This is a genomic window from Nocardioides aequoreus (assembly GCF_000720335.1).
In the GTDB taxonomy this organism is placed as follows: Bacteria; Actinomycetota; Actinomycetes; order Propionibacteriales; family Nocardioidaceae; genus Marmoricola; species Marmoricola aequoreus.
Genome location: NZ_JOJN01000005.1, coordinates 50706 through 73717, shown reverse-complemented (window position 1 = coordinate 73717; position 23012 = coordinate 50706). Strand labels below are relative to the sequence as shown.

The window sequence follows — 23012 nt, the reverse complement described above, 5'->3', positions numbered from 1 at the left end:
GCATGAGCGAAGACACAGCGAGCCCCGACGGGCCCCTGGACGGCACAGCCGAGGGCGTCCGCACCCCGGTGCTGGCGGTCGTGGGCCGCCCCAACGTGGGCAAGTCGACCCTGGTCAACCGCATCATCGGCCGCCGCGAGGCGGTCGTGGAGGACCGGCCCGGGGTGACCCGCGACCGGGTCTCCTACGACGCGGTGTGGAACGGTCGCGCCTTCACCGTCGTCGACACCGGCGGCTGGGACCCCGACGCGCGGGGCCTGGCCGAGCGCATCGCCGCCCAGGCGGAGATCGCGGTCACGGCGGCCGACGCCGTGCTCTTCGTGGTCGACGCCGGCGTCGGCATCACCGACGCCGACGAGGCCGTGGTGCGGATCCTCCGCGCCTCCGGACGACCGGTGGTGTTGGCGGCCAACAAGGTCGACGACGAGCGGGCCGAGGCCGAGGCCTACGCGCTGTGGAACCTCGGGCTCGGCGAGCCGATGCCCGTCTCGGCGCTGCACGGCCGCGGCTCCGGCGACCTGCTCGACGCCGTGCTGGAGGCGCTCCCCGAGACGCCGGCGGAGCGCTTCGAGGAGGTGCGCGGCCCGCGCCGCGTGGCGATCGTGGGTCGCCCCAACGTGGGCAAGTCCTCGCTGCTCAACCGGCTGGCCGGCGAGGAGCGGGTGGTCGTCGACGACGCCTCGGGCACCACGGTCGACCCCGTCGACGAGCTCGTCACGCTCGGGGGCAAGCCGTGGCGCTTCGTCGACACGGCCGGGATCCGCAAGCGGGTCAAGCAGGCCTCCGGGCACGAGTACTACGCCTCCCTGCGCACCGAGACCGCGATCGAGCGGGCCGAGGTGGTGGTCCTCATGGTCGACGCCTCCCAGTCGGTCAGCGACCAGGACCTCCGCCTGATCCAGGTGATCCGCGACTCCGGACGCGCCCTGGTGATCGGCTACAACAAGTGGGACCTCGTCGACGAGGAGCGGCAGTACTACCTGGAGCGCGAGATCGAGCGCGACCTGGTGCAGCTGCAGTGGGCCCCGAGGGTCAACCTGACCGCGCGCACCGGTCGCCACGTCGACCGGCTGGTGCCTGCCCTGGAGCGGGCGCTGGAGGGCTGGGAGACCCGTGTCGGGACCGGCCAGCTCAACAACTTCCTCGGCCGGCTCGTCGCCGAGCACCCGCACCCGGTGCGGGGCGGCAAGCAGCCCAAGATCCTCTTCGGCACCCAGACCGCCGTCGGCCCGCCGACCTTCGTGCTCTTCACCTCCGGCAAGCTCGACGACGGCTACCTGCGCTACGTCGAGCGGCGGCTGCGCGAGGACTACGGCTTCGTCGGCACCCCGATCCACCTCACCCAGCGGCCGCGGGAGAAGCGCAAGCGGCGCTGAGCCTGCCCGCTGTCGGCGTCGCGGCGTACGGTGCCGGCGTGGAGCTGGAGTTCAGCGGAGTCATGTTCACCTGGCGCGGGCCGGCGCCCTTCCACTTCGTCGCGCTGCCCGACGACCTGGCCGACGACGTCAAGGCGGAGGCCGGCCACCTCACCTACGGCTGGGGCATGATCCCCGTCGTCGGCTGGGTGGGGGAGACCCGCTTCACCACGGCGATGTGGCCCAAGGACGGCGGCTACTACGTGCCCGTGAAGGACGCCGTGCGGCGCTCGGAGGGGCTCGAGGTGGGCGAGGAGGTGCCGCTGCGGCTCCTCATCGAGGAGTGAGCACGCGCTCCGGTGCGGTCTCCTCGGCGCCCACCCGCCGCGGCCACCAGAAGGCCGGACCCAGGCGCAGGGCGAGCGCCGGCACCAGCACCGTGCGCACCACGAGCGTGTCGAGCAGCACGCCGAGGCAGATGACCGTGCCGACCTGGGCGAGCACCACCAGGGGCAGCACGCCGAGCACGGCGAAGACCGCGGCGAGCAGGATGCCCGCGCTGGTGATGACCCCGCCGGTCGCGGCCAGCGCCCGGAGCATCCCCTCCCGGGGCCCGTGCTCCGTCGCCTCCTCGCGGGTGCGGGTGACCAGGAAGATGTTGTAGTCGACGCCCAGCGCGACGAGGAAGAGGAACGACAGCAGCGGCACCGACTCGTCGAGGGCGGAGAAGCCGAAGACGCCGGTGAAGAGCCACCAGCTCGCGCCGAGCGCGGCGACGTACGTGCCGAGCACCGTCAGCACCAGGAGCAGCGGCGCCACCAGCGAGCGCAGCAGCAGGACCAGCGCACCGAGCACGAGCGCGAAGACGAGCGGGAAGATCACCAGCCGGTCACGGGCCGACGCGTCGGCGAGGTCGAGGGACTCGGCCGTGGCGCCACCGACGTACGACGCGTCGTCGGCGCTGCCGAGTCCGGCGTCGTCGAGCGCGGCGCGCATGCGCTCCACCGTCGACGTGGCGGCCCCGGAGTCGGGGTCGTCGGCCAGCACGACCTGGAGCTCGGCCCAGTCGTCGCCGCGGGCGCCCTCGCGCACCTCGGCGACGCCGTCGAGCCCGTCCAGAGCGCGGGCGGCTCCCTCGGCGTCGCGGGTCAGCACCGAGGCGGGCTGGTTGCTGCCCGCGGGGAAGGACTCGGCCAGACGCTCGCTCGCGGCGATGGCCTCGGGCTGCTCGAGGAACTGCTCGGCGGTGGGGAGGCCGAGCCTGGTGGGGACCAGCCCGACCGCCAGCACGGCGAGGGCGGCGAGCACCACCCCGGCCCACGTGGCCGGACGACGGGCGACCGTGTCGCCGACCCGACGCCAGACCGAGCGGGTCTCGCTCGGCGTGCTGCCGCCGGCGCGAGGGACGCGCGGCCAGAAGACCCAGCGGCCGAGGCTGACGAGCAGCCCGGGCAGGGCGAGCAGCACGAAGGCCATCGCGACCAGGACCCCGACGGCGCAGGCGATGCCGAGGCCGCGCGTGGTCGGCACGAGGGAGAGCGCGAGGCACATCACCCCCACGAAGACCGTGACGGCGCTGGCGACCACCGCCTCGGCGGCGCGTCCGAGGGCGAGCCGCATGGCCTCGTAGCGGTCCTCCTGCAGCCGCAGCTCGTCGCGGTAGCGGGAGATGAGCAGCAGGGCGTAGTTGGTGCCGGCCCCGAAGACGAGCACGGAGAGAATGCCCGTCGTCGACTCGTCCCACGGCACGCCGACGCGCTCGAGCACGCGCGTGGCCACGGTGACCGCCGTGCGGTCGGCCACGGCGACGACGAGCAGCGGCACCAGCCACAGCACCGGGCTGCGGTAGGTCACCACGAGCAGGATGGCCACGACGGTGGCGGTCACGGCCAGCAGCCGCACGTCGGCGCCCTCGAAGACGGCGGCGAGGTCGGCCTCGATGCCGGCCGGTCCGGTCACCTGGGCCACGAGGTCGTCCGGGAGGGCGGCGTCGAGCTGCTCGCGCAGGCCGGTCACCGCCTCGGCGTTGTCGCTGGAGGAGCTGGCCGTCACCGGCAGGACCGAGATCGCCGCGGTGCCGTCGTCGCTCGGGAGCAGCGGGGGACCAGCGGGAGCGCCGACGTCGGGCACGTCGAGGCCCTGCACCGCCTGCGCGGCCTGGGCCAGTGCGCGCTCGCCCAGCTCGCCGTCGTCGTCGCGGGTGACCAGGACCAGCGCGGTCGACCCGTCGGCCTGGGGCAGCTCGGCGAGCAGCTGCGCCGCCCGCGTGCTGTCGACGCCGCGGGGGAGGGCGTCGTCGACCTGGGCGTCACGGGTCGCCTGCCCCCAGCCGACGATGCTGAGACCCCCGAGGAGCAGCAGCACCAGACCGAGGGCGAAGGAGGCGCGGCTGACGAGCAGCCGGGTCAGGTGGTGCACGGTCGTATGCTCCTGTCGTCTCAGCAACTTTGCTAAGTAGGTGAGTAACTAATTGAGCGAACATAGCAGGTGGACCGACGACTGGGAGCAGACGTCCTCGCTCCTGGCGCTGCGCGAGCTGCTGCGCCGTGGCGAGCAGGTGGCTCCCGCGGTCGCCAACCGCGCCGGTCTCACCCACAACGAGCTGCGCACCCTGGAGCACCTGGTCGACCGTCCCGTCGGCCCGGGCGAGCTCGGCCGGCTGCTCGGCGTCAGCTCCGCCGCGTCGTCGGGCATCATCGACCGGCTCGAGCGCCGCGGTCACGCCACGCGGGTCAGCGACGAGCACGACGGGCGGCGTACGTCGGTCACCATCAGCGACTCGGGACGCGAGGAGGTGGTCGGGCACCTGATGCCGATGTTCCGGGCGCTCGCCGAGCTCGACGCGGGCCTGACCGACGACGAGCGGGCCGTCGTGACGCGCTACCTGCGGGGGGCCATCGAGGCGATCGGCACGGTCACCTGAGGAGGCGCCCGCTCACTTGACCCCGGAGCGCGCGAAGCCCGCCACGAAGAAGCGCTGCAGCGCCACGAAGACCACCAGCAGCGGCACGCTCGCGAGCAGCGCCATGGCCATCAGGCCGCCGTAGTCGGTGTCGAACTGCCCCTGCAGGAAGCGCAGCGCCACCGGCAGGGTGTAGAGGTCGGGGTCGCGCAGCACGATCAGCGGCCAGAGGAAGTCGTTCCACTGCGTCATGAAGGCGAGCAGCGACATCACCGCCACGAGCGGGCGGGCGAGGGGCAGCACCACGTGCCACAGCGTCGCGAGGGTGCTGCAGCCGTCGATGCGGGCGGCGTCGAGCAGCTCGTCGGGCACCGAGACGAAGAACTGGCGCGCGAGGAAGACGCCGAGCGCCGTCGAGGCCGAGGGCAGGATCACCGCCCAGAAGAGACCGACCAGTCCCAGCCGTGCGACCAGCTCGAACTGCGGGATCATCACGGCCTGGGTCGGCACCATCAGGGTGCTGAGCACGAGCACGAAGACGACGGTGCGACCGCGGAAGCGCAGCTTGGCCAGCGCGAAGCCGGCCGCGAGGTTGACCGTCACCGAGAGCACCGTGGTCAGGCCCGCGACGAGCAGCGCGTTGCCGAACCATCGCCACACCGGGAAGCTGGAGGCGAGGTCGGTGAAGTTCTGCAGCGTCCACGCCGAGGGCCACAGCCCCGCCCCGCCGTCGAAGAGCAGCTCGCGCGGCGTCAGCGCCACGACGAGCATGGCCCACAGCGGCAGCACGAAGACGGCGCTGACCAGCACGCAGGCGACCAGCCGGGCCCAGCGCGGCATCAGGCGTCCCTCCGTCGCTGCACGACCAGCTGCGCCACGGTGACCAGCAGGGTGAGCACGAAGAGGACCAGCCCCACCGTGGCGCCGTACCCGAAGTTGCGAGCCGGGCCGAAGCCCTCGTCGTAGGCGTAGGTCACGAGCATCGTGGTGGCGTAGCCCGGGCCGCCGTTGGTCATCACGTAGACCACGTCGAAGACCTGGAAGGACCAGATCAGGTTGATCACGACGAGGAAGAAGGTCGTCGGGCGCAGCCAGGGCACGATCACGTGGCGGACCCGAGCAAAGGCGCCCGCACCGTCGACCTCGGCCGCCGCGAGCACGTCACGGTCGACGTCCTGCAGGGCGGCGAGGTAGACCAGCATGCCGAAGCCGACGCGCGTCCAGAGGGTCATCACCGCCACCGAGAGCATCGCCAGGGTGCCGTCGGTCTGCCAGGAGACCGGGCCCACGCCCAGGTCGCGCAGCACGCCGTTGACGATGCCCACGGACTCGTCGAAGAGCAGCAGCCCCACGAGCGAGGTGACCAACGTGCTGACGGCGATGGGGAGGTAGACGATGGTGCGGAAGACCGCGCGGCCGGGCAGCGCGCGGTCCATCAGCAGGGCCAGGGCGAGCCCCAGGCCGACGCTGAGCGGCACCGTGAGCACGGTGAACGCCGCGGTGTTGGCCAAGGCGCGCCAGAAGACCTCGTCGCCCAGCAGGCGCGAGAAGTTGTCGAGGCCGACCCAGCGGCCGGGACCGAAGGAGCGCTTGGCCTGCAGCGACATGACCAGCGCCCACACCAGCGGCACCAGCAGGAAGACCACGATCAGCAGCAGGTTGGGGGCGAGCAGGGCGTACGCCGGGTTGGCCCGGCGGGCGCTGCTCACGACCCGCTCCCCGCGGCGTTGAGGGCGGCCGACTCGTCGATCTGGTCGGCCAGGGCGCGCAGCGTCTCGGGGGTGCCACGGCCGCCGAGGAAGCACAGGTCGAGCTCGTCCGCGAGGGCGTCGTTGACCTCGGCGAAGGTCGGCGTCGTGACGTCGGCGACGTCGCGCGGCTCGATGGTGGTGACCTGGTCGGCGTACACGCCCATGAGGTCGGCGGCGACGGCGAAGTCGAGGTCGCGCTCGAGGAGCGACGTGCGCGTCGGGAGCAGCACGGAGGCGGCGCAGAAGTCGGCCATCTGCCGGGGACGTCCCATGAAGTCGAGGAAGTCGGCGGCGAGCTCGGGGTTGGCCGCCTCGCGGCTGGCGACCAGCGCGTTGCCGCCGATCTCGCTCGCCCTGCGCCGGTCGCGGGGCTGGAAGGTGACGGCGTACTCGAAGCGGTCGGCGATGGTCTCGGCGAAGGCGGGGAGCAGGAAGTTGCCGGCGAAGACCATGCCGAGCTGTCCGGAGGTGAAGAGCGAGTCGGCGAAGGTCGCGGCCTTCGGCGAGGTCGAGGCCGGCACCCAGCCGCGCTCGAAGAAGGAGCGGGTGAAGTCGAGCGCACGACGACCGGGCTCGGAGTCCAGCGTGGCGGCCGCGAGCTCCTCGTCGTAGACGTGGCCACCCGCGGCGAAGAGCCAGGTGAGCCAGCGGAAGGCGCCGAGCGCCTGCCAGTTGACGGCGAACGCCGCGCCGCCGTCGGGGGCGCGGTCGGTCAGGCGGTCGGCGACCTCGCCGAACTCCTCCCAGCTCCACGCGTCCTGCGGCCGGTCGGGCACCGAGCTCACGCCCGCGTCGCGCAGGACGTCGGGGCGGTAGACGAGCGCGGTCGTGTCGACGTGCTGCGGCACACCGTAGACCCGTCCGTCGAGGTCGACGGCCTCGCGGAAGGCGGGGGCGACGTCGTTGACGAGCTCGTCCAGGGGGTCGGTCAGGTCGAGCAGCTGGTCGGTGGCGGCGTAGACGCCCATCGTGGGGTAGTCGACCCGGAAGACGTCGGGCGCCGTGCCCGCGGCCAGCCCGGCGTCGACCCCGGTGGAGGCCTCGGCGAAGGGCACGACCGTCAGGTCGATGGTGACGCCCCGGCGCTCGGACTCGAAGCGCCGCGCGAGCGCGTCGTAGGAGTCGGTCTCCACCGCGGTGCCGTAGACCTGCACCGTCAACCGGTCGCGGCTGCCGCGCGTGGTCGACACCCGGCGGGTCAGTCCGTCGCACGCCGCCAGCAGCGGCACGCCGGCGGCGGCGCCCAGCAGGGCCCGGCGTCCCAGGCTGGGACCGGGACTGCTGCCCCGGCTCTGGCTGCGCACGGCACGGACTCCTCACGGACTCGGCGCCCGCCGCACGTCCTGGTCCGGGGTGCCCCCGCTCCGATCGCCCCATGCGGCGGGTTCCCGCCGCGGGCCCGACCACGGGGTCGAGCCGCACGGGAGGCGGGTCAGCCCGTGTGCGGCGACAGGTGGGGCCCGACCGAGGCCCCGGTCGAGGCCGCGACGAGAGCCGGCCGGGGCGGTCGCGACAAGGCCCGGGCCGTCGGCAGGGGCAGTCGTGCCACGAAGGTGCTGCCCGCGCCCGGTGCGCTGCGGAGGCTCAGCGAGCCACCCATGAGCACGGTCAGCTCGCGACAGATGGCGAGCCCCAGACCACTGCCGCCGTAGCGCCTCGTCGACGAGCCGTCGACCTGCCGGAAGGAGTCGAAGACCACGCGCTGGTCCTGCGCACGGATGCCGATGCCGGTGTCGACGACGACGAACTCCAGCTCGTCGTCGCCCGAGGGCCGCACGGCGAGCAGCACCTCGCCCTCGTGGGTGAACTTGACGGCGTTGTCCAGCAGGTTGGAGAGGACCTGGAACAGCCTGCCCGGGTCGCCGACGACCTCGCGCGGGACCTGGGGGTCGACCTCCGTCCGGAAGCGCAGCCCGGCGCGCACCGCGCGCGACCGGTGCACGTCGGCTGCCTCCGCCACGACGGCGTGCAGGTCGAAGTCGACCGAGCTCAGGACCAGCTCGCCGGCCTCGATGCGGGAGAAGTCCAGGATCTGCTCGACGAGGGACCGGAGCATGCCCCCGGAGCGCTGCATCTTCGTCAGCAGCATGCGCTGGGTGTCGTCGAGCTCGCTGTCCTCGAGCAGCTCGGCCGTCGCCAGCACGGTCGTGAGCGGGGTCCGGATCTCGTGACTGACGTTGGCCAGGAACATCGACTTGGCGCGGGAGGCGTCGAGCGCCAGGTCGCGCGCCGCTGCGAGCTCGCGGTGGGCCAGCTGCTCGACGCGCAGCAGTCGTGTGGTCCGCACCAGGGCGAGAGCGACGAGCACCGCGGTGCCGACGAGCAGCTGCAGGGGTCGGTCGGGGTCGCCCCTGACGTCGGCGACCAGCTCGAGGGCGGCGGGCACCAGGAGCGGCCCGATGGCGATCGCCAGCTCCGCAGCCCGTCCGCCACCGGGCTCGGCGGGGGAGGCGTCGTCCCCCACGCGATGGGCGCGCCACGCGGCACGCGCGAGCCACACCGGCGCGATCATCCACGCGGCGTCCATGAGGACGACCACCGTCTCGTCGGTGGGCGCGTAGAGGTAGGTGATGTCGGCGGCGAGCCAGAGGCACACGCCCACGGCGAGGGAGCCACCGACCGACCGTCGCGCCGCGGGAGTCAGGGCGATGCGCACGATGAGGGCCAGCAGGACGGCGTCGGCGACGGGGTAGGCGGACCAGACGGCACGCACGAGGGGCGAGAGACCGTCGTCGGCCACGATGGACTCGATCGAGACCTGCCAGAAGAGGAGGAGGCTGACGGTGGCGATGGTCGCGGCGTCGATGACGAAGCCGGTCCCGACGGCGCCGCAGTGGCGCAGCGCGAGCCACAGCGCCACGCACAGGACGGTGTAGCTCGCGAACCACGGTGGGTCGGCCACCGACACGTCCGTGGCGGCGCCGGCGACGTCCAGCGCCGTCCAGAGCGTGTCACCCAGGGCGGAGAGCGACACTCCCAGGGCGATGAGTCGCGGGAGCATCCGCCGACCCCGGGGAGCACGCTCGGCTCCCACCCACGCGCCGACACTGGCCCCGACCAGGACGGCGAGGTAGGTGGTGTGGGCGACGAGGGGCGCGTCGGTGGTGGCGTAGAGCACCACGGCCCCCAGGACCACCAGCGTCGCCGCAGCGGTCGCGGGGCGAGGCGCTGCGGTCACGCAGCCAACGGTAAGGCGCAGATGACACTTTTGGACCAGTTTGCGAAACGCGCTCCCGGGTGCTCCGGCACCGGTGCAGGTCTCTGTGGGCGACCACGTCGGAGGCAGCCCGACGTCCGGCGCGGTGGCCAGGGCGCGGGCGTGGAGACTCGACGGGTCAGTGCTCCCGCGGGACGGCCAGCGACACCGTGGTGCCGCTTCCCGGGGTGGAGGTGATCCGGACGTCCCCACCGTGGGCGCGCAGCACGCGGTCGGCGACCGTGAGTCCGATGCCGGACCCTGGAACGGCGTTCATCTGGGCCTCCTGCGTGCGGTAGAACGGCTGGAGGACGGCCTCGAGCTCGCTCTCGGCGATCCCAGGCCCGGTGTCGGTGACCTGGAGGAGGGCCGATCCCTCGCCCGGGGCGAGCGCCAACGCCACGGTCCCCCCGTCAGGGGTGAACTTCGCGGCGTTCATCAGGACGTTCTGCAGCGCTCGGTCGAGCTGCGTCGGGTCTGCCGGGACCACGCACGGGTCGGGCGGGAGATCCAGGAGGAGGTCCAGGTCACGGCCGGCCGTGAGGATGATGAGGTCGTAGAAGGCGCGTTGGGCGAGCTCGGTGAGGTCGGTGGGCCGACGGACCAGCGTCACCTCCCGGGACTCGATGCGGGTCAGGGTCAGCAGGTCCTCCACCAGGTTGAGCAGTCGTCGGCCGTTGCGGTCCACCTTCCTGACCAGATCTGTCTGGACGCGGTCGAGATTGTCTCCCTCGTGGTCCAGCAGCAGCTCGGCGTACCCGACGATGCTGGTGACCGGCGTCCGCAGCTCGTGACTGGCGGTGGCGATGAAGTCCTGCCGTTGGGCTTCGAGGGCTTCGAGACGGCGCACCGCCTCGGCCCGCTTCTCCAGGGCGTCCCGGGTCGCGGCCTCGGACCTGCGACGGGCGCTGACGTCGTCGCCGATGATGACGTAGCCGTCCATCCGTCCCTGGTTGTCGTGCAGTGCGCTCACGCGCACGGAGATGATCCGCGACTCGCCGGTCGACGAGCGCAGCACCCAGTAGCGAGCCTCTCCGAGCCCGCCACCAGGCGCATGGGCGGTGACGTCCAGCCCGAGGTCGTCGAGCGTCAGCGTCCCGAACCTCGGAGCGACGACCGAGGTGCAGGCCTCCTGGGCAGTCGGGTTCATCGTGGTGACGACCCCCGCGGCGTCCGTGGTGATGATGAGGGTGTTGGCCGCGCCGTCCAGGACCCGGCCGAGACGCTCGTGGTCCAGGTGTGTCTGGCGCATGGCCAACCGGAGGGCGATCTTCGTGTCGACGGAGGTCGCCAGGTCCTGCAGCGCGGCGACCTGGTCCCGGGTCCACTCGCGAGGGACCGAGTCGAAGACGCAGAGCGCCCCCAGGGTCTCCCCGGTGGGGGCGTGCACCGGGATCCCGACGTAGGCGACGACGTCGTCCCGCGTGACCGCGAGGTGGGAGGCGAGCACCGGGTGGGCCCGCGCGTCCTCGACCACGAGCACGTCGTCGTTGGCGACCACGTACTGGCACAGCGAGTGCGAGATCGGCGAGTCGGCGCGTTCTGTGGCCCGCCCTCGGGGCCCTGGAGGCTGGGGAAGACCTGGCGGTCGACCTCGACCAACGCCACGGCAGCCGTCGCGCCGGTGAGGTTGGCGGCGAGCCGGGTGACCACGTCGAGCGCGGGGCGGTGGCGGGCCTGCAGCAGCCCGGTGTTGCGCAGCAGCTCCAGCCGTCCTGGCTCGGCCAACGCGAGCTGGGGATCCTCGAAGCTAAAGGAACCACCGTCGGAGGACGGCGGAGCCGCGATCACCGTGCACCTGCCAGGGCGAGGGAGGATGCGCCCGTGGCGCCCCCACCTCCGTGCCGCAACCGCACCGTGCCCTCGTCGGGCACGGAGGCGGCGTCGAGGTGCCTCAGGGCTTGCCAACGACCGTCCGACATCAGGTCCCCTCCGCAGGTGGTTCGGAGCCCGCTGCTCCGAGAGCGCCGGGCTTGGTCCTCGGGCACTCGCGAGACGCATCCTGTGCGGCACGCGGACTGTCGGGACGAGCACCCTGACCGAGTGTGACCGTGACCAGGGCGCGCCGACTCTCCTTCGTCGAGACGCGGCGCACATCGGCCAGGCGACGGCGCTGTTCGGCTAGTGCAGGACCTCGCACGAGGGGAGGCCCTGCACCCCTACCGCTCGCCCGACCCGGCGTGACGCTGCGCCCCCGTCGTTCGGACGGCACCTGCGCGGTTCGACGCTGCAGCCACCGCGCTCCTCGACCGGGGCTGATCGTCGTCGCGAGCCGGGCCGCCGGCTGCGTCGTGCCGCGAGCGCCTCCAGGACGTGGTCACCGAGGGCCTGGGGCGAGTGCACCCCCTCGCGCCATCACGACCAGGTGGTGGTCGGACTGGTGGTCACATGACTAACCGCAGGTCGGAGACCGTCACCGTCGAGCGGTGAACTGGCCTCTGACCTGCGGTTTCTCGGTCGGGCTGACAGGATTTGAACCTGCGACCCCTTGACCCCCAGTCAAGTGCGCTACCAAGCTGCGCCACAGCCCGATGGCACCGTGCCTCTCGGCGTCGGAGCCTCGGCGAGACTACCGCAACCGTCCGCGCCCGCTGTCACCGGGGGAGTGCGGACGGGGCACCACGGAGACCCGCGCCGCCACACATGTGGAGGGGATGGCGACGCGGGCCCGTTGCCCCCCGCTGCGCGGTGGCTCCGGACCAGCAACGGTGGGCACGGGACGTGTGCCGGCACCGTCTGAGGTGGCCCGAGGCGCTCCTGCGGCGAGGAGGTCTCGTGGTTGAGGACCGCCTAGCGGAGCCGCAGCACCGAGCGCGCCAGGAGCGCGAAGGCCGCAGGTCGTGCTGGTGGCAGGCTCGAGTGCATGTGCAGATCCCCCGTGGTGTCCGACGCCCCGGGCGAGGGCGTCGAGCAGAAGAGTAGGACGTGTCGGCGCCGATCTCACGGCGCTCGGTCGCGACGACTAGACCGCTCGCCGGACCCTCTGCCCAGCCGGGGGCGCCGCTGCTAGTGGACCGGGACGGACGGGGTACTCGCGAGTGGATCGCCGCGCACACCGAGGGAGAGCGATCCTGTGATCTCGTTGACCTACCTGAGCACCGCCACCGTCGACTTCGACGAGCCCGCGCTGCGGGAGCTGCTGGAGGTGTCGCGCCGCAACAACCACGCGCAGGGGCTCAGCGGCATGCTGCTCTTCGCCGGCGGGCACTTCGTGCAGACCCTCGAGGGGCCGGCCACGGACGTGGACCACGCCTTCGTGCGGATCTCCGCCGACCCGCGCCACCGCGACGTCATCGTGGCGCTGCGCGAGGAGGTGGAGGAGCGCGCCTTCGGCGACTGGTCGATGGGCTTCGAGGAGCTCACCCGCGACGAGGCGGCTGCGGTGCCCGGCTACAGCGACTTCCTGGCAGCCCCGACCGAGCGTGAGCGGCTGGCCGAGCACCTCGGCCGCGCGGGTGTCTTCCACCGGGTCTTCCGGGACCGGATGCGGTGAGCCCGCGCATGGCGGCGCGTCGACGCGGGTAAGTCCACGGCGACACTCCCTGCCAGTCGAGGAGCCCTCCGTGCCCGAGAAGAAGACGCCCGGACCGTCGGTCAAGGACGACAAGACCTACGAGGCCCTGCGCCGCGACGGAGCGAGCAAGGAGAAGGCCGCCAGGATCGCCAACGCGGCCGCCAACAGCTCGCGCAGCGCGGTGGGTCGCAAGGGCGGCTCGTCGCCGTCGTACGACGAGTGGAGCAAGCAGGACCTGATGCAGCGGGCCCGCGAGCTCGACGTCGAGGGCCGCTCGACCATGACCAAGGACGAGCTGGTCGAGGCGCTGCGAGACCGCTGAGGGCCTGCTGCGCAGTCGCACGTCGTCCCGAGCCCGGGGGAGTCGTCTCAGGCGGCACCGGTCAGCAGGTCGAGACCCCGGCGCACGGTGCTGACGACGGCGCCGGCGGTGAAGGTGTCGGCGTCCGTCGAGCGACGGGCCGTCCGCAGCCGCTCGGCGAGCTGGTCGAGGCAGCTGGAGAGATGGGCCGTAGCCTCGCCCAGGTCGTCGCCCCTGGTCGCCACGCGGACGAGGTCGGCCCAGGCGCGGAGCACGGTGGCGGTGACGGGCCGCAGCTCCGGGCCGAGCGCGAGGGAGGTACGGTCGGCCCGCTCGTCGTGAGTGAGCAGCAGCACCAGGTGCTGCACGAGCGGGAAGGTGCCCTCGACCAGGTGCGCCAACCGCTCCTGCTGCTCGGCCCGTGACGACCACCAGGCGGCCCGCCAGTTGCCTCGTCTCGCCAGCGCTGCCGCCTGTACCGTGTCGCTGAGGTGTCGCCACTCCGGGGCGAGCGCGTGCCGCCGGGGCAGCCACTCATCCTCGGTGAGTGCCTCGTCGTGCGCCAGTCCCTCGGCCAGGTCGTCGAGCTGACCTCCCAGGACGTCGCCGGCCTCGGCGATGACCTGGGAGCCCGACCCGACCAGCAGCGGCGGCAGCGCCGTCATGACGCCCAGGGCGACCAGGGCGCCCAGCGAGGTCAGGCCGGCGTAGGCGAGGCCGTACCCGAGCGGATCCTCGCTCCCGACCACGAGGACGAAGACGGCGCTGTAGGAGATCCAGGAGGAGCCCCGTGCCACCGGGCGGAAGCCCTGCAGCAGCGTGCCGACCCCGATCACGACGGCGAGCGCCAGCGTCATCGGCAGGCCCGCTTGCAGCACGGCCGTCCCGAGCAGGGCCCCCAGCACCAGGTTGCGGATCACGGCGGCGCCCTCCCGCGCCGAGGCCGCCACCGACTCCGAGACGGTGATGACCGCTCCGAGAGGCGCGAGGTAGGGGTACCGGTCGCTCAGCCCCCCGAGGGGCTGGACCAGCAGCCAGGCGATGGACGCCGCGAGCGCGGCGTCGACCGCGCGCAGCAGCACCGGTCCACGCCATCCCGGGTGCGGCAGGGCGTCCCGCAGGCGCCGCCGCAACGCGCGGGGAGGTGCAGCCGACACGCGTCCTCCTGGGCGCGATCGAGAGGTGCGGTAGGTCTGGCGGCCCCGGCCGCACGTGGCTGAACAACCGGGGCCTCGACCGGGTACCGAGCCGGCTCGGCCCCCGGAGTGCCACTCGTGTGCCCGCCGCTGCGTCGTTCATGCGGGCGAGGGCTCACCCGTTGGAGGAGCCGCCGACCGGTCGCAGGTGCTGGTCCCAGTCGAGCCCCACGAGGTCGCCCGGCGACTCCACGACGAGGACCGCGCCGGCCTCCTCGAGCTCGGCGCGGCTGTAGCCGCCGCAGAGCAGGCCGACGCAGGCCAGGCCGGCATGGGCCGCCGACTCCACGTCGTACGGCGTGTCCCCGACCAGCACCGCGCGGCGTGTGCCAGGCAGCCGCCGCAGCGTCTCCTCGACGAGTGAGGGGTGCGGCTTGGACTCCTCGGCGTCGTCGGTCGTGGTCAGCGCCTGCACCTGGTCCTCGACGCCGAGCAGCGCGACCGCCTCCTGCGCGAACTGCGGGTCGCCGGAGGACGCCAGCGCGACGACGTGACCGCGGGAGTCGAGGTCGCGGACGAGGTCGGCGGCGCCGGGCAGGGCGGTGACCTCGTGGCGCATCTCGGCGTACAGCTCGCGCCAGCGGTCGCGCAGCTCGTCGCCGTGGCGCCGCTCCACCTCGTCGCCGGTCACGGCGGCGACGAGCTTGTCGCCGCCCATGCCGACCGTGCGGTGGATGCGCCACAGCGGCACGTCGAGGCCGACGCCGCCGAAGGCCCGCTGCCAGGCGAGCGCGTGGTGGTAGGTGGAGTCGACGAGCGTGCCGTCGATGTCGAGCAGGACGGCGGTCTCGGAGGAGGTCACGCGTCGTTCCTACCAGCCGTGGCGGTGCGCACGTCGTCGACCACGGCCTCGTCGCGCGCCGCTCGGACGCACGCCGCCGCGAGCCGGGGCAGGTCCTCGGGTGGCACCAGTCCGCTCAGCCCCGCGGGGGAGTCGGGCAGCCCGAGCCGACGGGCTCCCTCGGCGACCAGGTCGTCGACGTACGGCGCCACCTGCGGCCACACCCCCTGCACCTCCCGGCAGAAGATCGCGGCGCCGGCGGGCCCGATGCCGGTGAAGGACCGCAGCGACTCCTCCAGGCTCCGCACGGAGCCCGCCCGGTCGCGCATCCGGCGCAGGTCGCCGCCGTGGTCGCCCAGCACGCGCTGCGCCAGCTCGCCGAGCTGGGTGGAGGTGCGCTCGTCGTAGCGGCGGTAGCCCCCGCGGCCCAGGGCGTCGACCCGTTGCTGCCAGGTGGTCCCGGCGGTGCCCGCCGGGGTGCGGCAGCCGTCGCGGAAGAGCTCCCGGGCCGTCGTGACGGCGATCGAGGAGCGGATCCGGGCCGAGAGCAGCAGGCTGAGCACGAGCAGCTGCCACAGCGGTGCCGGGGTGTCCCGCAGGGTGATGCCCGCCTCCTCGGCGAGCGTGCGGCCGTGCCGGTGGAGCGCCACCTCGACCACGGTCTGGACTCGTCGCGTCGCCATGGTCAGCCGATACCCAGCCGGGCGTGGTCGAGGCCTCGGCGCGGCCCGCAGGTGCGGGCGGCGGGCGTGACGCCCCTCAGTCCTCGGGTGACGGCGACGGTGGCGCCGTCACCAGCGACTCGTCGGAGTCGGGGAGCTCACGGGTGGCGGCGATGTGGACCGCGAGGTCGCGGACCTTCTGGTTGCGGTGCGACGAGAGCCGGCACAGCAGGCGGAAGGCCTGCTCCTGGTCGAGGTCGTAGCGCGCCATGAGCAGCCCCTGGGCGACGCCGATGGCGTGGCGTGAGGCCATCGCCGCGCGCAGCCCGGACACCTCCTCCACGGCGCACAGCGCGGCGGAGACGTGGGTGGCCCACAGCGCGGTGCGCTCCACGTGACGCGGGTCGACGAACCTCCCGGTCCGGGTGGCGTAGAGGTTGACGGCGCCGAAGGGGCGCCTCCCGTCGCTCAGCCCGACGCTGACGAGCGACCCCACGCCGAGCCCGGCCGCCCGGGGCGCCCACGCCGGCCACCGGTCGTCGCGCGCGAGGTCCCCGCTGCGGCGCCACGGCCCGGCGATCGTGGAGTCGACGCACGGCCCCTCCTCGAGCGCGTACTGCAGCTCGTCGACCCGCAGGGCGAGCTCGGAGGTCGACTCGGCGGTGCGCCAGCCGCGCCCCTCGCGCACGGTCACGCTGACGTGCTCGGCGTCGGGGAGCACCACGACCGCCTGCGTCACGACCGTGCGAAGGGCAGCCTGGTGGTCGCGCTCGTGGTGGAGCGCGGAGGCGAGGTGGGCGAGCAGGGGCGCGTCGTCCGCGGGGGGCATGGGGAGTGCCTTCGTCCGGGGTCCGAAGCGGCGTCGGCTCGACCGCGGACGCGATGCTACCCAGCGCCGGCGCGCGCCCGCAGGCGGGTGGGCGGGACGCGGATCAGCGAGGTACGTCGGGCAGCGTCCCGGTCGACACGAGCGTGGCGGCCAGGTCGCGAAGCTTGGTGTTGCTGTGCGAGGAGAGCCGGCGCAGCAGCAGGAAGGAGCCGGTCTCGTCGAGCCCGTAGCGCTCCATCAGGATGCCCTGCGCCATGCCGATGGTGTGCCGCGAGGCCAGCGCGGTCTCGAGCCCCTCGACCTCGCGCGCCGCCGCCAGCGTGTACGCCGCGTGGGTCGTCCAGACCAGCGCGAGGTCGACGTCGTCCCGGTCGCTGAAGGCGCCGGGCCGGTCGGCGTACATGTTGAGCGCACCGAAGGGCTTCCCGTCGGAGACCAGCCGGGCGCTGAGCAGGGAGCCCACCCCCGCCTGTGCCGCTCTCGGTCCCCACCGGGGCCAGCGCGGGTCCTGGGCGACGTCGCCGCTGACGTACCAGTCGCCCTCCTCGGCCGCCTCGAGGCAGGGACCCTCGCGCAGGTCGTACTGGAGCGCGTCGGCGTCGGCGGCGAGGTCGGAGGACGCCGCCAGCGAGCGGTAGCCACTGCCGTCGCGGACGGTGAGGCTGACGTGGTCGGCGGCACTGATGACGCTGAGCGTCTGGGCCACGAGCGTGTCGGCGTCGAACTTCCCGGAGCCCGCCTCGGCGACCTCGGCGAGCCATCCGGCCAGACCCTTCTCGGTCGCGGAGGGACGGTCGGGAGTGGGTGACAGCACGAGGGCCTCCGATCTGGTGGTGAGGGCCGGGGTCGGGCCCGCTCGCCATCCTAGGCGGCCCGGCGCGCCACCCCTGCGGTCGCGCATGTCACCGCACCGCCGGGGGTATCGCGGGGGCTCCCCGACCTCAGGAGGCACGACCATGACTGGACCCGCCGACGCCGTGCAGAAGGCCGCGCGCCGCATCAAGGACAAGGCGGCCGAGCTGCTCGAGCCGCCCGTGCCCGGGGCTCCGGCTCCCGAGCCGCGTCGCTGGAGGAGCCCACCACGCCCCGCGCGCCGCTGCCGCCGAAGGACGACCAGCAGGAGCCGGCTCTGCGCACCGCCGCGGGTGGGGAGGCGACCGTGGCCGCCGGGGGGCGGGGCCAGCAGGGCGAGTTCCTGACCACGGCCGACGGCGTGCGCCTGCACGACACCGACCACTCGCTCAAGGCGGGGGAGCGCGGCCCGACGCTGCTGCAGGACCACCACCTGCGCGAGAAGATCACCCACTTCGACCACGAGCGCATCCCGGAGCGTGTGGTCCACGCCCGCGGTGCCGCCGCGCACGGCGTCTTCGTCGGCTACGGCGCGGCCGACGCGATCTGCTCGTCGCGGTTCCTGGCCGAGGGCGTCGAGACGCCGGTCTTCACGCGCTTCAGCACGGTGCTCGGCAGCCGCGGCTCGGCCGACTCGGTGCGCGACACGCGGGGCTTCGCCACGAAGTTCTACACCGAGGAGGGCACCTTCGACCTCGTCGGCAACAACATCCCCGTCTTCTTCATCCAGGACGGCATCAAGTTCCCCGACGTGGTGCACGCCGCCAAGCCGCACCCAGACCGGGAGATCCCGCAGGCGCAGAGCGCGCACGACACCTTCTGGGACTTCGTCTCGCTGCACACCGAGGCGCAGCACCACACGCTGTGGAACATGTCGGACCGCGGCATCCCGCGCTCCTACCGGATGATGGAGGGCTTCGGCGTCCACACCTTCCGGCTCGTCGCGGCCGACGGGTCGACGTGCCTGGCCAAGTTCCACTGGAAGCCCGAGCTGGGCGTGCACTCGCTGGTGTGGGAGGAGGCGCAGCTGCTGGCGGGCATCGACCCCGACTTCCACCGGCGCGACCTCGCCGACGCCATCGAGGCCGGCGCCTTCCCCTCGTGGGAGCTCGGCGTGCAGGTCTTCCCCGACGCCCCGTCGCAGACCTTCGAGGGCATCGACCTGCTCGACCCCACCAAGCTGGTGCCGGAGGAGCTCGCCGCGGTGCAGCCGCTCGGCCGCCTGACGCTCACGGCCAACCCGACCAACTACTTCGCCGAGACCGAGCAGGTGGCCTTCCACGTCGGCCACCTCGTGCCCGGCATCGACGTCACGGACGACCCGCTGCTCCAGGCGCGGCTCTTCTCCTACCTCGACACCCAGCTGACCAGGCTCGGTGGGCCGAACTTCAAGCAGCTGCCGATCAACCGGCCGCACGTGCCGGTCAACGACATGCTGCGCGACGGCTACGGGCAGCAGGGCGTGCACCGCGGCGTGGCGCCGTACCAGCCCAACTCCCTCGACGGCGGGTGTCCCTTCCACGCCGGCGCCGGCGACCGTGCCTTCGTCGAGGCCGCGGCGGTCGTGCCGGAGTCGCGCAAGGTGCGGGGTGCTCCGGCGTCGTACGACGACCACGTGAGCCAGCCCCGGATGTTCTGGCAGAGCATGAGCCCGATCGAGCGCGAGCACATCGTCGGGGCCTACGTCTTCGAGCTCGGCAAGTGCTATGAGGAGGCCATCAAGCAGCGGCAGCTGGCCGCGCTCGCGGCGATCGACGACGAGCTGTGCGCCCGGGTGGCCGCGGGCCTGGGCCTCGAGGTCCCGGCGGCCGACCAGGCGCTCCTCGACGCCGCGACGCCGGGGGCGGCCTCCAGCCCGGCGCTCTCCCAGGTCGTCGGCACCTGGCCCGTGGCAGGCCGGATGGTCGGCATCGTGGCCGACGAGGAGACCGACCTCGACACCCTCGACGAGGTGCGGCGTGCCCTGCTCGCGGCCCAGGTGGTCCCCTTCGTGGTCGCGCCCGTCGGCGGCAAGCTCGGCGGGTCGGTGGCGGTGCAGCGCACCTTCGCGACCGTGCGCTCGGTCGAGCTCGACGCTGTGCTGGTGGCGGGGTCCGCGCCCGTCGCCCCGGACCAGCCCGTGATGGCGGGACAGGGACGCGACCCCCGCGTCGACGTGCTGCTCCAGGAGGCCTGGCGGCACGGGAAGGCGATCGGGGCCTGGGGCGCCGGCTCCGCCTTGGTGCGCGCGGTGCTCGGCGACGGCCAGGTCGGCATGCGTCGTGACGCGGCTCCCGGGGAGCTGGTGCCGTGGGTGCTCGAGAGCCTCGGCTCGCACCGGGTGTGGGAGCGCTTCGGCCCCAGCGCCTGAGCGGTGGGGCGGGATGGCCCGGCCCCGAGCGGGTAACCGGGCCGTCCCACCCCTTCCTCGAGAGGACCGACATGCCACAGCCACGCCAGCAGCAGACCCCACCGGGCGACCAGCACGCGATGGATCCCGTGCCCGACTGCGGGGAGAGCTCCTACCGGGGCTCGGGCCGCATGCCGGGCCGGGCCACGGTGGTGACCGGCGCCGACAGCGGCATCGGCCGCGCCGTCGCCATCGCCTACGCCCGCGAGGGGGCCGACGTCGTCATCTCCTACCTCTCGGAGCACGAGGACGCGCGCGAGACCGCCCGTCACGTCGAGGAGGCCGGGGGACGGGCGGTGCTGGTGGCCGGTGACCTGGCCGAGCCGCAGCACTGTCGCGACGTGGTGGCCAAGGCCGTCGAGGAGCTCGGTCGCATCGACGTGCTGGTGCTCAACGCGGCCTACCAGATGTCGCACGAGAGCATCGAGGACGTCAGCGACGAGGAGTGGGACCACACCTGGGCGACCAACGTCTCCGCGATGTTCCACATGGTCAAGGCGGCGCTGCCGCACATGGGGGAGGGGTCCTCGATCATCGGCAGCTCGTCGGTCAACTCCGACGCGCCCAACCCCACGCTCGCGCCGTACGCCGCCACGAAGGCCGCGATCGCCAACCTCTGCGCGTCGCTGGCCCAGATGCTCGGCCCGCGGGGCATCCGCGTCAACAGCGTGGCGCCGGGGCCGGTCTGGACGCCGCTGATCCCGGCGACCCTGCCGCCGGACGCGGTCCAGAGCTTCGGCGACAACACCCCGTTGGGCCGCGCGGGCCAGCCCGCCGAGCTCGCGCCGGTCTACGTGCTGCTCGGGTCGGACGACGGCAGCTACGTCTCCGGCGCACGGGTGGCGGTCACGGGCGGCAAGCCGATCCTGTGAGAGCGGCTCGGGGCCCGGCCATGTGGCCGGTCCCCGAGCGACTCAGCCCGTCCTCAGCCCTCGCGGTCGCCGATGGCGGTCCGCAGGTCGCTGAAGATGCGGGTCAGCACGCGGGAGACCTGCATCTGCGTCACCCCCACGTCCTCGGCGATCTCGCGCTGGGTGAGGTCGTCGAAGAAGCGCATCCGCAGGATCCGCCGGTCGCGTTCGCCCAGGCCGCGCACGGCCGGCCCCAGGAGCATCCGGGCCTCGGCCGCGGCACTGCCGTCGGCGGCACCGGGCAGCAGCTCGTTGAGCGAGGGTGCGTCGTGCTCGCCGCCGACCGGCTTGTCGAGCGAGGTCGGCACGTAGCAGCTGCGCACGGCCAGGGCCTCGACGACGTCCTCGACGGGCGACCCGACGTGGGCCGCGAGCTCCGCGGGGGTCGGGTCGCGCCCGAGGTCGCCCGACATCGCGTTCTGGGCCCGCAGCACCTGCATCTGCACCTCCTGCACCCGGCGGGGCGGGCGCACCACCCAGCCGCGGTCGCGGAAGTGCCGGCGCAGCTCACCAAGCACGGTCGGCACGCAGTAGCTGGCGAAGCTGTCGGCGACGGCCGGGTCGAAGCGCCGGGCCGCCGAGCAGAGCCCCACGTAGGCGACCTGCTCGAGGTCGTCGTCGGACTGCCCGCGGTTGCGGTAGCGCGAGGCCAGCGCGGTGGCCATGGGGATGTTGAGGTAGATCAGCCGGGTGCGCAGGCGCTGCTCCTCCTGCGCATCGGTGCACTGTGCCAGCTCCAGGACGCAGTCGGCAGTGCGCTCGTCGCGCAGCTGCCGGGCGGTCGAGGTGCGTCCGCTCGAGGCGCCCTCGGCCTGCTCCGGGAAGGGTGCGGAGGCCTGGTCGGCGTCCGGGGTCGGTGATGTGGCCACGATGGTCATGTGAACCCCCTGTGGGGTCAGTGCCGCGCCTGACCGGGTCCGGCCGGGACTGGGCCCGGAGACGGTCGGTGACGCGGAGAAGGCAGTGCGCCGGTCGCTTCAGCGCACGAAAAATGTGGGGCGATCGCTTCGTCTCAACGAGAGCACCCGAGGGCGGTCTCTGCTGGCCGGCCTTCCTCGCTCGTACCCCGGTCGCGCCAACTCATGTGGCCGGAGGCCGGTGGGTCCTGGTGCATGGCGCGAGAGGGTCCGGGTATCCCGGGCCCTTCGCAGCGACACCGATCCCGAGGAGCTGGCAACACATGAAGGCAGTCACGTGGCAGGGCGTCCGCGACGTACGCGTCGAGCAGGTGCCGGACCCCCGCATCGAGCAGCCGAACGACGCCGTCGTCAAGATCACCTCGTCGGGCCTGTGCGGCTCCGACCTCCACCTCTACGAGACGCTCGGCCCCTTCATGGGCCGCGGCGACGTGCTCGGCCACGAGCCGATGGGCATCGTGGAGGAGGTCGGTCCCGAGGCCGGCGACCTCAAGGTCGGCGACCGGGTGGTGCTGCCCTTCCAGATCTGCTGCGGGCACTGCTGGATGTGCTCGCAGGGGCTGCCCACCCAGTGCGAGACCACCCAGGTGCGTGAGCAGGGGATGGGTGCCGCCCTCTTCGGCTTCAGCAAGCTCTACGGCGAGGTGCCCGGGGCGCAGGCGGAGTACCTGCGCGTCCCGCAGGCGCAGTACATGCCGATCAAGGTGCCCGAGGGTCCGCCCGACGACCGCTTCCTCTTCCTCAGCGACGTGCTGCCGACAGCCTGGCAGTCCGTGGCGTACGCCGACGTGCCCGACGGCGGCACGCTCCTCGTGCTGGGGCTCGGGCCGATCGGCGAGATGGCGACGCGGATCGCGCTGCACCAGGGCCGACGGGTCATCGCCGTCGACCTCGTGCCCGAGCGCCTGGCCCGTGCCGCGGCGGCCGGGGCCGAGGTGATCGACCTGCAGCAGGTCGACGACGTCGCCGAGGAGGTGCGCTCGCGCACCGCCGGCCGGGGCGCCGACTCCGTCGTCGACGCCGTGGGCATGGAGGCGCACGGCTCCCGCGTCGCCGCGGCCGGGCAGAAGGTGCTCGGCATGCTCCCGTCCGGCCTCGCGGCCAAGGTGATGAGCGTGGCGGGCGTCGACCGGATGAGCGCGATCTACACGGCGATCGACGCGGTGCGCCGCGGCGGCACCGTCTCGCTGATCGGCGTCTACGGCGGCCAGGCCGACCCGATGCCGATGCTCACGCTCTTCGACAAGCAAGTGCAGCTGCGGATGGGCCAGGCCAACGTCAAGCGCTGGGTCGACGACCTGATGCCGCTGCTGCTCGACGACGCCGACCCGCTGGGCACGGAGAGCTTCACGACCCACCGGATGCCGCTCGACCTGGCCCCGCAGGCCTACGAGCAGTTCCAGAAGAAGACCGACGGCACGATCAAGGTGGTCTTCACGCCGTAGCCCTGGTGGTG

Annotated in this window: 20 protein-coding genes, 1 tRNA gene and 1 pseudogene; 8 read left to right on the top strand and 14 right to left on the bottom strand. The window is 73.3% G+C overall.

Going from position 1 to position 23012, the window contains the following annotated elements; genetic code table 11:
- The first annotated feature begins 2 nt into the window (after nt 1-2).
- Complete coding sequence (gene der, locus IG63_RS0111525; RefSeq protein WP_030484518.1) at nt 3-1376, top strand: ribosome biogenesis GTPase Der; 1374 nt, start codon at nt 3-5, stop codon at nt 1374-1376.
- Nucleotides 1377-1414: 38 nt separating this feature from the next.
- Nucleotides 1415-1702 (top strand): DUF1905 domain-containing protein, encoded by a 288-nt coding sequence (locus tag IG63_RS0111520; RefSeq protein ID WP_030484517.1) that lies wholly within the window; start codon nt 1415-1417, stop codon nt 1700-1702.
- On the opposite strand, the gene IG63_RS0111515 is transcribed toward IG63_RS0111520, so the two are convergent.
- A complete protein-coding gene (locus IG63_RS0111515; RefSeq protein ID WP_051706634.1) occupies nt 1689-3773 on the bottom strand; it encodes an MMPL family transporter in 2085 nt (694 codons plus the stop codon). The two genes, IG63_RS0111520 and IG63_RS0111515, sit on opposite strands and share 14 nt — an antisense overlap.
- Before the next feature lie 52 nt (nt 3774-3825).
- On the opposite strand from IG63_RS0111515, the gene IG63_RS0111510 reads away from it, so the two are divergent.
- Nucleotides 3826-4278, top strand: coding sequence for a MarR family winged helix-turn-helix transcriptional regulator (locus tag IG63_RS0111510; RefSeq protein WP_030484515.1), 453 nt, complete (start codon nt 3826-3828; stop codon nt 4276-4278).
- A gap of 12 nt (nt 4279-4290) precedes the next feature.
- Here IG63_RS0111510 and IG63_RS0111505 read toward each other — a convergent pair whose 3' ends face one another.
- The 7 genes and pseudogenes from IG63_RS0111505 to IG63_RS0111480 form a co-directional block, all read right to left on the bottom strand.
- Complete coding sequence (locus IG63_RS0111505; protein WP_030484514.1) at nt 4291-5097, bottom strand: carbohydrate ABC transporter permease; 807 nt, start codon at nt 5095-5097, stop codon at nt 4291-4293.
- Nucleotides 5097-5966, bottom strand: a complete 870-nt coding sequence (locus IG63_RS0111500) for a carbohydrate ABC transporter permease (protein WP_036195269.1) — start codon at nt 5964-5966, stop codon at nt 5097-5099. Before IG63_RS0111500 ends, IG63_RS0111505 begins: the two co-directional genes overlap by 1 nt.
- Nucleotides 5963-7312 (bottom strand): ABC transporter substrate-binding protein, encoded by a 1350-nt coding sequence (locus tag IG63_RS0111495; protein WP_051706632.1) that lies wholly within the window; start codon nt 7310-7312, stop codon nt 5963-5965. The genes IG63_RS0111500 and IG63_RS0111495 overlap by 4 nt, the downstream gene beginning before the upstream one ends.
- Before the next feature lie 128 nt (nt 7313-7440).
- A complete protein-coding gene (locus IG63_RS21540) occupies nt 7441-9186 on the bottom strand; it encodes a sensor histidine kinase (protein WP_157210140.1) in 1746 nt (581 codons plus the stop codon).
- A 157-nt stretch (nt 9187-9343) separates the two neighbouring features.
- Entirely contained in the window at nt 9344-10354 is a 1011-nt protein-coding gene (locus IG63_RS23845; RefSeq protein ID WP_342665958.1) for a sensor histidine kinase, read from the bottom strand.
- 141 nt (nt 10355-10495) lie between these two features.
- Nucleotides 10496-10765: pseudogene (locus tag IG63_RS23840) on the bottom strand (GAF domain-containing protein); the annotation flags it as partial.
- 896 nt (nt 10766-11661) lie between these two features.
- A tRNA-Pro gene (locus IG63_RS0111480) sits at nt 11662-11735 on the bottom strand.
- Between the two features lie 551 nt (nt 11736-12286).
- Between IG63_RS0111480 and IG63_RS0111475 the strand changes: the two genes are divergently transcribed.
- Together IG63_RS0111475 and IG63_RS0111470 are read left to right on the top strand one after the other, a co-directional pair.
- On the top strand, nt 12287-12697 hold the full coding sequence (locus IG63_RS0111475) for a BLUF domain-containing protein (RefSeq protein ID WP_169741789.1): 411 nt from the start codon (nt 12287-12289) through the stop codon (nt 12695-12697).
- Between the two features lie 70 nt (nt 12698-12767).
- Nucleotides 12768-13040, top strand: a complete 273-nt coding sequence (locus IG63_RS0111470) for a DUF7218 family protein (protein WP_030484508.1) — start codon at nt 12768-12770, stop codon at nt 13038-13040.
- Between the two features lie 47 nt (nt 13041-13087).
- Here the strand turns inward: IG63_RS0111470 and IG63_RS21535 are convergent, their stop codons facing one another.
- The 5 genes from IG63_RS21535 to IG63_RS0111445 all read right to left on the bottom strand — a co-directional run bounded on the left by IG63_RS21535 (nt 13088) and on the right by IG63_RS0111445 (nt 17301).
- Nucleotides 13088-14101 (bottom strand): aromatic acid exporter family protein, encoded by a 1014-nt coding sequence (locus IG63_RS21535; protein ID WP_051706629.1) that lies wholly within the window; start codon nt 14099-14101, stop codon nt 13088-13090.
- A gap of 229 nt (nt 14102-14330) precedes the next feature.
- Entirely contained in the window at nt 14331-15017 is a 687-nt protein-coding gene (locus IG63_RS0111460) for an HAD family hydrolase (protein WP_030484506.1), read from the bottom strand.
- Nucleotides 15014-15679 (bottom strand): endonuclease, encoded by a 666-nt coding sequence (locus IG63_RS0111455; RefSeq protein ID WP_030484505.1) that lies wholly within the window; start codon nt 15677-15679, stop codon nt 15014-15016. The genes IG63_RS0111460 and IG63_RS0111455 overlap by 4 nt, the downstream gene beginning before the upstream one ends.
- Before the next feature lie 76 nt (nt 15680-15755).
- Nucleotides 15756-16487: a GAF and ANTAR domain-containing protein gene (locus IG63_RS0111450; RefSeq protein WP_051706627.1), complete on the bottom strand. Its 732-nt coding sequence runs from the start codon at nt 16485-16487 to the stop codon at nt 15756-15758.
- Between the two features lie 103 nt (nt 16488-16590).
- On the bottom strand, nt 16591-17301 hold the full coding sequence (locus tag IG63_RS0111445) for a GAF and ANTAR domain-containing protein (RefSeq protein ID WP_051706625.1): 711 nt from the start codon (nt 17299-17301) through the stop codon (nt 16591-16593).
- 345 nt (nt 17302-17646) lie between these two features.
- Here IG63_RS0111445 and IG63_RS20670 point away from each other — a divergent pair, with 345 nt between their 5' ends.
- The gene (locus IG63_RS20670; RefSeq protein WP_281174286.1) at nt 17647-19689 is read left to right on the top strand and encodes a catalase; all 2043 of its coding nucleotides are present in this window, start codon (nt 17647-17649) and stop codon (nt 19687-19689) included.
- Nucleotides 19690-19760: 71 nt separating this feature from the next.
- A complete protein-coding gene (locus IG63_RS0111435; protein ID WP_030484502.1) occupies nt 19761-20600 on the top strand; it encodes an SDR family oxidoreductase in 840 nt (279 codons plus the stop codon).
- A gap of 53 nt (nt 20601-20653) precedes the next feature.
- On the opposite strand, the gene IG63_RS0111430 is transcribed toward IG63_RS0111435, so the two are convergent.
- Nucleotides 20654-21517: a sigma-70 family RNA polymerase sigma factor gene (locus IG63_RS0111430; RefSeq protein WP_084597015.1), complete on the bottom strand. Its 864-nt coding sequence runs from the start codon at nt 21515-21517 to the stop codon at nt 20654-20656.
- A gap of 302 nt (nt 21518-21819) precedes the next feature.
- Here IG63_RS0111430 and IG63_RS0111425 point away from each other — a divergent pair, with 302 nt between their 5' ends.
- The gene (locus IG63_RS0111425) at nt 21820-23001 is read left to right on the top strand and encodes an alcohol dehydrogenase catalytic domain-containing protein (protein ID WP_030484500.1); all 1182 of its coding nucleotides are present in this window, start codon (nt 21820-21822) and stop codon (nt 22999-23001) included.
- Nucleotides 23002-23012 lie beyond the last annotated feature (11 nt).

Bases quoted from the DNA above. Each gene is read 5' to 3' on its own strand.
- der (WP_030484518.1), top strand. From the start codon at position 3: ATGAGCGAAGACACAGCGAGCCCCGACGGGCCCCTGGACGGCACAGCC.
- IG63_RS0111505 (WP_030484514.1), bottom strand. From the start codon at position 5,097: ATGCCGCGCTGGGCCCGGCTGGTCGCCTGCGTGCTGGTCAGCGCCGTC.
- IG63_RS23845 (WP_342665958.1), bottom strand. From the start codon at position 10,354: ATGAACCCGACTGCCCAGGAGGCCTGCACCTCGGTCGTCGCTCCGAGG.
- IG63_RS0111455 (WP_030484505.1), bottom strand. From the start codon at position 15,679: ATGGCGACGCGACGAGTCCAGACCGTGGTCGAGGTGGCGCTCCACCGG.
- IG63_RS0111450 (WP_051706627.1), bottom strand. From the start codon at position 16,487: ATGCCCCCCGCGGACGACGCGCCCCTGCTCGCCCACCTCGCCTCCGCG.
- IG63_RS0111435 (WP_030484502.1), top strand. From the start codon at position 19,761: ATGCCACAGCCACGCCAGCAGCAGACCCCACCGGGCGACCAGCACGCG.
- IG63_RS0111430 (WP_084597015.1), bottom strand. From the start codon at position 21,517: ATGACCATCGTGGCCACATCACCGACCCCGGACGCCGACCAGGCCTCC.
- IG63_RS0111425 (WP_030484500.1), top strand. From the start codon at position 21,820: ATGAAGGCAGTCACGTGGCAGGGCGTCCGCGACGTACGCGTCGAGCAG.